The organism is Nocardioides sp., from assembly GCF_041600255.1.
Lineage (GTDB): Bacteria > Actinomycetota > Actinomycetes > Propionibacteriales > Nocardioidaceae > Nocardioides.
In genome coordinates, this window is sequence record NZ_JBFIKK010000154.1 from 1 (window position 1) to 7,020 (window position 7,020).

7 protein-coding genes are annotated in these 7,020 nt (G+C 70.2%); 3 read left to right on the plus strand and 4 right to left on the minus strand.

Annotation, left to right across the window (positions count from 1 at the left end; genetic code table 11):
• From ABZE72_RS14830 to ABZE72_RS14840, 3 genes are all read right to left on the minus strand, one after another.
• Window positions 1–736 (minus strand): ABC transporter permease (locus ABZE72_RS14830; protein WP_372729804.1); only part of this gene is annotated, 736 nt, incomplete at its 3' end.
• The gene (locus ABZE72_RS14835; protein WP_372729805.1) at window positions 733–1,557 is read right to left on the minus strand and encodes an ABC transporter permease; all 825 of its coding nucleotides are present in this window, start codon (window positions 1,555–1,557) and stop codon (window positions 733–735) included. The genes ABZE72_RS14830 and ABZE72_RS14835, both read right to left, overlap by 4 nt.
• Window positions 1,558–1,610: 53 nt before the next feature.
• Entirely contained in the window at window positions 1,611–2,720 is a 1,110-nt protein-coding gene (locus ABZE72_RS14840; RefSeq protein WP_372729806.1) for an ABC transporter substrate-binding protein, read from the minus strand.
• 186 nt (window positions 2,721–2,906) lie between these two features.
• On the opposite strand from ABZE72_RS14840, the gene ABZE72_RS14845 reads away from it, so the two are divergent.
• Genes ABZE72_RS14845 through ABZE72_RS14855 form a run of 3 tightly spaced genes read left to right on the plus strand, consistent with a single transcriptional unit; the run spans window position 2,907 to window position 6,789 of the window.
• A complete protein-coding gene (locus ABZE72_RS14845) occupies window positions 2,907–4,595 on the plus strand; it encodes a fumarate hydratase (protein ID WP_372729807.1) in 1,689 nt (562 codons plus the stop codon).
• Between the two features lie 14 nt (window positions 4,596–4,609).
• The gene (locus tag ABZE72_RS14850) at window positions 4,610–5,392 is read left to right on the plus strand and encodes a spermidine synthase (protein ID WP_372729808.1); all 783 of its coding nucleotides are present in this window, start codon (window positions 4,610–4,612) and stop codon (window positions 5,390–5,392) included.
• Window positions 5,389–6,789, plus strand: coding sequence for a class II fumarate hydratase (locus ABZE72_RS14855; protein ID WP_372729809.1), 1,401 nt, complete (start codon window positions 5,389–5,391; stop codon window positions 6,787–6,789). Before ABZE72_RS14850 ends, ABZE72_RS14855 begins: the two co-directional genes overlap by 4 nt.
• A gap of 25 nt (window positions 6,790–6,814) precedes the next feature.
• Here the strand turns inward: ABZE72_RS14855 and ABZE72_RS14860 are convergent.
• On the minus strand, window positions 6,815–7,020 hold a 206-nt coding region (locus tag ABZE72_RS14860), incomplete at its 5' end, for an acyl-CoA thioesterase (RefSeq protein WP_372729810.1).

Genomic DNA, 7,020 nt, shown 5'->3' on the forward strand with positions numbered 1-7,020 from the left:
ACACGAGCATCGCCAGGGAGGCGGCCATCGAGACGGCGGCATCGGACTTGGAGAGCTGGACGATCACGACGGGCAGGGTGTTGTAGTTCTGCAGCGAGGCGACCGTGAACTCCCCCAGCACCAGAGCCACCGAGATGAACGCCGCGCCGAGGACGCCGCTCCAGATGTTGGGCACGATCACCTTCACGATCACCGTGAACCAGCTCGCCCCCAGCGAGCGGGCCGCCTCGGCGAGGGTGCGGGCATCGATCGAGGAGAGCGCCGCGTCGATCGCCCGGTAGGCATAGGGCAGCACCAGCACCACGTAGATGAAGGTCAGCGTCAGCGCCGAGTCGCCCAGGAAGTAGGTCACCCAAGCGTAGACGTTACGGATGCCCACCACGATCACCAGGGCTGGGATCGTCAGCGGGAGCAGGCAGAGGAACTCCACCAACCGGGTCGCCCGCGGCACCCGCAGCCGCACCCAGACCATCGTCGGGACCAGCAGCAGCACCATCCCGGCCACGGTCATGCCGGCCAGGATCAGCGAGGTGGTGATCGCGTCGGTGAGGGTGGGGTCCTCGACCAGCGCACGCCAGGCCACGTCGGTGCGCTCGCCGGTGCCCGGGGCCTTCGTGCTGAAGTCGAGCAACGCCACCAGCGGCAGCAGGAAGAACGTCGCGAACGCCAGGAGCAGCGCCCAGCGGACGACGCTGCCGAACGCCCGGCGCTCCCCCGGAAGGCGGAAGTCGCTCATGTCAGCCACCTCGACGTGCGCTTGAGCAGCCAGGCGTAGAGGCCCATCACCACGGCCACCACCACGACCATCTCGAGCGCCAGGGCGTAGGCGAAGTTCGCCTGGCCCAGCACGATCTCGCTGGTCAGCGCGGCCCGGATCAGCAGCGGCGTGATCGGCGAGCCTTGGCTGATCAGGGCGGCCGCGGTCGCGTAGGCCGCGAAGGCGTTGGCGAAGAGCAGCAGCGCCGAGCCGAGGAACGCCGGGCGCAGCAGGGGGAAGGCGATCTGCAACCAGTACTGACGGGTGGTCGCCCCCAGGTTGACCGCCGCCTCACGCCACTGCGGTCGCAGCCCCTCCAGGGCGGGCAGGAAGACGATCAGCATCAGCGGGATCTGGAAGTAGGTGTAGACGAGGATCAGGCCCGGCAGGTCGTAGAGCCAGGCCGAGCCGCTGTCGTCGAAGCCGAACAGGTCTGCGAAGAGGTTGGTCAGCAGACCGCCGAAGCCGAGGGTCGCCATCCAGGCGAAGGCCAGGGTGACCCCGCCGAACTGCGCCAGCACGCCGCAGATCGCGGTGATCCCGCGGCGCAGCGCGCTGGTGGGCGGAGCGCTCACCACCAGGTAGGCGAGCAGCGCCCCCAGGACGGCACCGATCGCCGCCGAGGCGAAGGAGAGCACCAGGCTCTCCTGCAACGCGCGCAGCGCCGTGTCGCCGCCCAGGGCACGGACCTTCTCCAGCGAGAAGCCGCCCTGCTCGGCCTGGAAGGCGCCGATCACCACCGTGACGGTCGGGACCACCAGGAAGATCGCGACGAAGACGAGGAACGGGAGCAGACCCACGGACGGGCCGACGCTGAGGCGCCGACCCGTCCGCGGGGTCGCAGAGGTGGTGCTCAGCTGACGGCCTTCGCCCAGTTGTCCGCCAGGTACGCCGCCATCTTCTCGGTCTGCGCGTTGGTCGGGACGATGGGATCGCCCTCGACGGCCGGCAGCGCGTCGTACAGCTCGGAGTCGATCGTGCCGGCCTCGACCATCGCCTCGGCACGGACCGGGCGAGCACCGCCGGCGAGCCAGAGGTTCTGGCCCTCGTCGCTGTAGAGGAACTCCTGCCACAGCCGCGCGGCCGCCGGGTGCACGGCCCCGGCGTTGATCGCCTGGAAGTAGTAGCCGGCCACCGGAGCCTCGGCCGGCACGAAGACCTTCCAACTCGGCAGCTTGGCCGTCTCGGCCGCGTTCAGGTAGTCCCAGTCGATGACGACCGGGGTCTGGCCGGACTCGATCGTGGCGGCGGTCGGGTCGACGGGCAGGAAGTTGCCCGCCTTCTCGAGCTTGGAGAAGAACTCCACGCCGGGCGCGATGTCGTCGACGGAGCCGCCGTTCGCGATCGAGGCCATCACCACTCCGCTGAACGCGGCACCGGCCTGCGTGGGGTCGCCGTTGAGGGCGACCTTGCCCTTGAACTCCTTGCCGAGCAGGTCGTCGAGGCTGGTCACCTCGGGCACCTTCGCGGAGTCGTAGCCGATCGACATGAACCCGCCGTAGTCGTTGACCCAGAGGCCTGCCGGGTCCTTGAACTCCGCCGGGATGTCGTCCCAGGTCTCCACCTTGTACGGCGCGTACAGGTCGGTGTTCGCCAGGGCGACCGACTGACCGAGGTCGAAGACGTCGGGCGCGCGGTTGGTGCCGGCCAGCTGCTTGGCGGCGTTGATCTCGTCCTGGCTGGCGGCGTCGGGCTGGGCCGAGTTGACCTTGATGTCGTACTTCGCCTCGAAGGCCTTGATGATCTCGCCGTAGTTGGCCCAGTCCGGGGGCAGCGCGATGACGTTCAGCTCACCCTCCTCCTGGGCGGCGGCGATCAGCGCGTCCATGCCCCCGAGGTCGGCGGCCGAGGTGGCCGAGGCGGCGTCGGAGGTGTTGGTGTCGTCGGCCGGCGGCGCACAGGATGCGAGCGCTGCGGACGCGGCCAGCGCCACCAGGGAGACGAACGTGGACCGAAGCTTCATGGGACCTCCTGTTACCGGGGCATGGGCACGCCCACACCGCCTCAGAGCAGTGCTGTTCGGAGGCTACTCCCGCGCGGCCCCCACACGTCCAGACCCGCTCGGCGATTGGTCCAGCCATTTCGCCACCGGCGCCGTGCACCCGGAACCGCTCGCACACGCGCCGGACGGACGGCGTAATCTCGGCCCGTGGCCAGTGACCCTGAATTCCGTTACTCCGACCTGCTCCCGACCGGTGCCGACGACACGCCGTACCGGCTCGTCACCACCGAGGGGGTGTCCACCTTCGAGGCGAACGGCCGGACCTTCCTCCAGGTTGCGCCGGAGGCGATCCAGCTGCTGACGGCCGAGGCGATGCACGACATCAGCCACTACCTGCGCCCCGCGCACCTGGCCCAGCTCCGCACGATCATCGACGACCCCGAGTCCTCGGGCAACGACCGCTTCGTCGCGCTCGACCTGCTGAAGAACGTCAACATCTCCGCCGGCGGCGTGCTGCCGATGTGCCAGGACACCGGCACCGCGATCGTGATGGGCAAGAAGTCCGAGGGCGTGCTCACCGGCGCCGACGACGGCGAGGCGATCAGCCGAGGCGTGTACGACGCCTACACGAAGCTCAACCTGCGCTACTCCCAGCTCGCGCCGCTGACGACCTGGGAGGAGAAGAACACCGGCACGAACCTGCCGGCTCAGATCGAGCTCTACTCCACCCCGGACAAGTTCGGCGCCCCGGAGTACAAGTTCCTCTTCATGGCCAAGGGGGGTGGCTCGGCGAACAAGTCGTTCCTGTTCCAGGAGACCAAGGCGGTGCTCAACCCCGAGCGGATGCTGCAGTTCCTCGACGAGAAGATCCGCTCGCTCGGGACGGCCGCCTGCCCGCCGTACCACCTGGCGATCGTGATCGGCGGTACGTCGGCCGAGTTCGCGCTGAAGACCGCCAAGTACGCCTCGGCGCACTACCTCGACAACCTGCCGACCCAGGGGTCGATGAACGCGCACGGCTTCCGCGACCTCGAGCTGGAGGAGGAGGTCTTCAAGCTGACCCAGTCCTTCGGCATCGGCGCCCAGTTCGGCGGCAAGTACTTCTGCCACGACGTCCGGGTGGTCCGGCTGCCCCGCCACGGCGCCTCGTGCCCGGTGGCGATCGCGGTCTCCTGCTCGGCCGACCGGCAGGCGCTGGGCAAGATCACCGCCGAGGGCGTCTTCCTCGAGCAGTTGGAGACCGACCCGGCGCAGTACATGCCGGACACCGAGACCCAGCACCTGGCCGAGTCGGGCGACGTGGTGCGGATCGACCTCAACCAGCCGATGGCCGACATCCTCGCCGAGCTGACCCAGCACCCGGTCAAGACCCGGCTCTCGCTCACCGGCCCGCTCGTGGTCGCCCGCGACATCGCGCACGCCAAGATCAAGGAGCGGCTCGACGCCGGCGAGGAGATGCCGCAGTACCTGCGCGATCACCCGGTCTACTACGCCGGCCCGGCCAAGACCCCCGAGGGCTTCGCCTCGGGCTCGTTCGGGCCCACCACCGCCGGACGGATGGACTCCTACGTCGAGCAGTTCCAGGCAGCCGGTGGCTCGATGGTCATGCTCGCCAAGGGCAACCGCTCCAAGCAGGTCACCGAGGCGTGCCACGCCCACGGCGGCTTCTACCTCGGCTCGATCGGCGGCCCGGCCGCTCGGCTGGCCCAGGACTGCATCAAGTCGGTCTCCGTGCTGGAGTACGAGGAGCTCGGCATGGAGGCAGTCTGGAAGATCGAGGTCGAGGACTTCCCGGCCTTCATCGTCGTCGACGACAAGGGCAACGACTTCTTCACCGACCCCTCCGGCGCGGTCACCGTCCCCATCTCCGGGATCCGGGTTCGCTCGGCCGAGTAGGGCCGGGTTTCGACGTGTCGGGCGACGGGCACGAGGGCGGTACCCGATCGGGCGGGCCCGTCGACGCCGCCCGCAGCAAGGTCGGCGACGAGGGGGCGGCCATGGAGACCACCGAGAGGTACGTCGAGATCGCGCGGGCGGAGTCCGAGCGGGGCGAGCTCGTCCTGCGCGAGCGTCGCGACCCGTGCAGCGGCTCCGTGCTGGAGCTGCGGGCCAACGGGGTCTTCGTGATGGACACCCTGGAGACCAGCACCGAGCGGGCCCTGGCCAGTGCGGCGCTCGAGCTGGTCGACGACCCGCGTGCGGTGGTCGTCTGCGGGCTCGGCCTGGGCTACACGATGCACGAGGTGCTGGCCGACCACCGGGTCGAGCGCTGCGCGGTCGTGGAGATCGAGGAGGCGCTGGTCGAGTGGATGCGCACCGGCGTCGTACCGCACGGACCGGCGCTGCTGGCCGACGGACGGGTTCACCTCGTGGTGGCCGACGTCGCGGTCGCCTTCGCCGAGGCCAGGCCCTCGTCGTACGACCTGGTGCTGCTGGACGTGGACAACGGCCCCGGCTACCTGGTGCACGACGTCAACGCCCGGCTGTACGACGCGCCCTTCCTCAGTGCCGTGCGGGCGGCCCTGCGGCCCGGTGGGGTGCTGATCGTCTGGTCGGCCGACCGCGCCCCCGAGCTGGAGGAGACCCTGCGAGGCGTCTTCGGCAACGCCGACGCGCGGGCCTTGGACGTGCTGCTGCAGGACCGCGACGAGCAGTACTGGCTCCACGTGGCGCGGGTACCGTCGCCTGCATGAGCAGCAGCGACGACGAGCAGGAGTTCCGCACCGAGCGCGACAGCATGGGCGAGATCCGGGTCCCCCGGGACGCCCTGTGGCGAGCCCAGACCCAACGCGCGATCGAGAACTTCCCGATCAGCGGCACCCCGCTCGAGCCCCGACTCATCCATGCGCTGGGCCTGGTCAAGGCCGCCGCCGCGCGGGCCAACGCCGAGCTCGGGGTCCTGGAGGCCGACCGGGCCGAGGCGATCGCGACCGCCGCGGGCGAGGTCGCCGAGGGCCGGCACGACCGCGAGTTCCCCGTGGACGTCTTCCAGACCGGCTCGGGCACCAGCTCGAACATGAACACCAACGAGGTGATCGCCTCCCTGGCCGCGCGTTCGGGGGTCGAGGTCCACCCCAACGACCACGTCAACGCCAGCCAGTCCAGCAACGACACCTTTCCGACCGCGATCCACGTGGCCGCCGCGCTCGCCGTCCAGCACGACCTGGTGCCGGCGCTCGGCGTTCTCGAGGCGAGCCTGAGCGCCAAGGCCGAGGAGTTCGCGGGGCTGGTGAAGTCGGGGCGCACACACCTGATGGACGCCACGCCGGTGATGCTGGGCCAGGAGTTCGGCGGCTGGGCGGCGACCGTGCGCTACGCGGTCGAGCGGCTGGACGCCGCACTCCCCCGGGTGCGTGAGCTGCCGCTCGGCGGGACGGCGGTGGGCACCGGGATCAACACCCCGCCCGGCTTCGCGCCGCGAGTCATCGAGCTGCTGAGCGAGGCCGCCGGTGCGGAGTTCGTCGAGGCGCGCAACCACTTCGAGGCCCAGGGCACCCGCGACTCCCTGGTCGAGCTCAGCGGGGTGCTCCGCACGATCGCCGTCGGGCTGACCAAGATCTGCAACGACCTGCGCTGGATGTCGTCCGGGCCGACGACCGGGCTGGCGGAGATCCACCTGCCCGACCTGCAGCCCGGCTCGAGCATCATGCCCGGCAAGGTGAACCCGGTGCTTCCCGAGGCGACGTTGATGGTCTGCGCGCAGGTGATCGGGAACGACACCACCGTCACGGTGGCAGGCGCCAGCGGGAACTTCGAGCTCAACGTGATGATGCCGGTGCTCGCGCGGAACCTGCTGGAGTCGATCCGGCTGCTCTCGACGTCGATGACGCTGCTGGCCGAGCGGACCGTGGACGGGATCACGGCGGACGCCGAACGGATGCGGACCTACGCCGAGTCGTCGCCGTCGGTGGTCACCCCGTTGAACAAGTACCTGGGCTACGAGACCGCGGCCTCGATCGCGAAGCGGGCGCTGGCCGACGGCGCCACGATCCGGGAGACCGTGCTGGCGATGGGGTTCGTGGAGCGCGGCGAGATCACCGAAGAACAACTCGACGAGGCACTCGACGTGGAGAGCATGACCCACCCCTGAGCCCGTCCCGGGAGGCACCCGCCGCTCAGGGACGCAACGGCACAGGCTCGCCGGCGTACCGCTGCAACGCCGCGCGCACCGGCTCGGTCAGCTGCCACGAGGCCTGGGTGGCGTGGTCCCACAGCACCACCGTGGTCGCGGCGACCAGCGCGGGCTCGTGGTCGGCGGCGACCCTCATCTCGGTGGCCACGGTGAACGACGAGCCGCCGACGCGCTGGACCCACAGCCGCA

Bases quoted from the DNA above. Each gene is read 5' to 3' on its own strand.
- ABZE72_RS14840 (WP_372729806.1), bottom strand. From the start codon at position 2,720: ATGAAGCTTCGGTCCACGTTCGTCTCCCTGGTGGCGCTGGCCGCGTCC.
- ABZE72_RS14855 (WP_372729809.1), top strand. From the start codon at position 5,389: ATGAGCAGCAGCGACGACGAGCAGGAGTTCCGCACCGAGCGCGACAGC.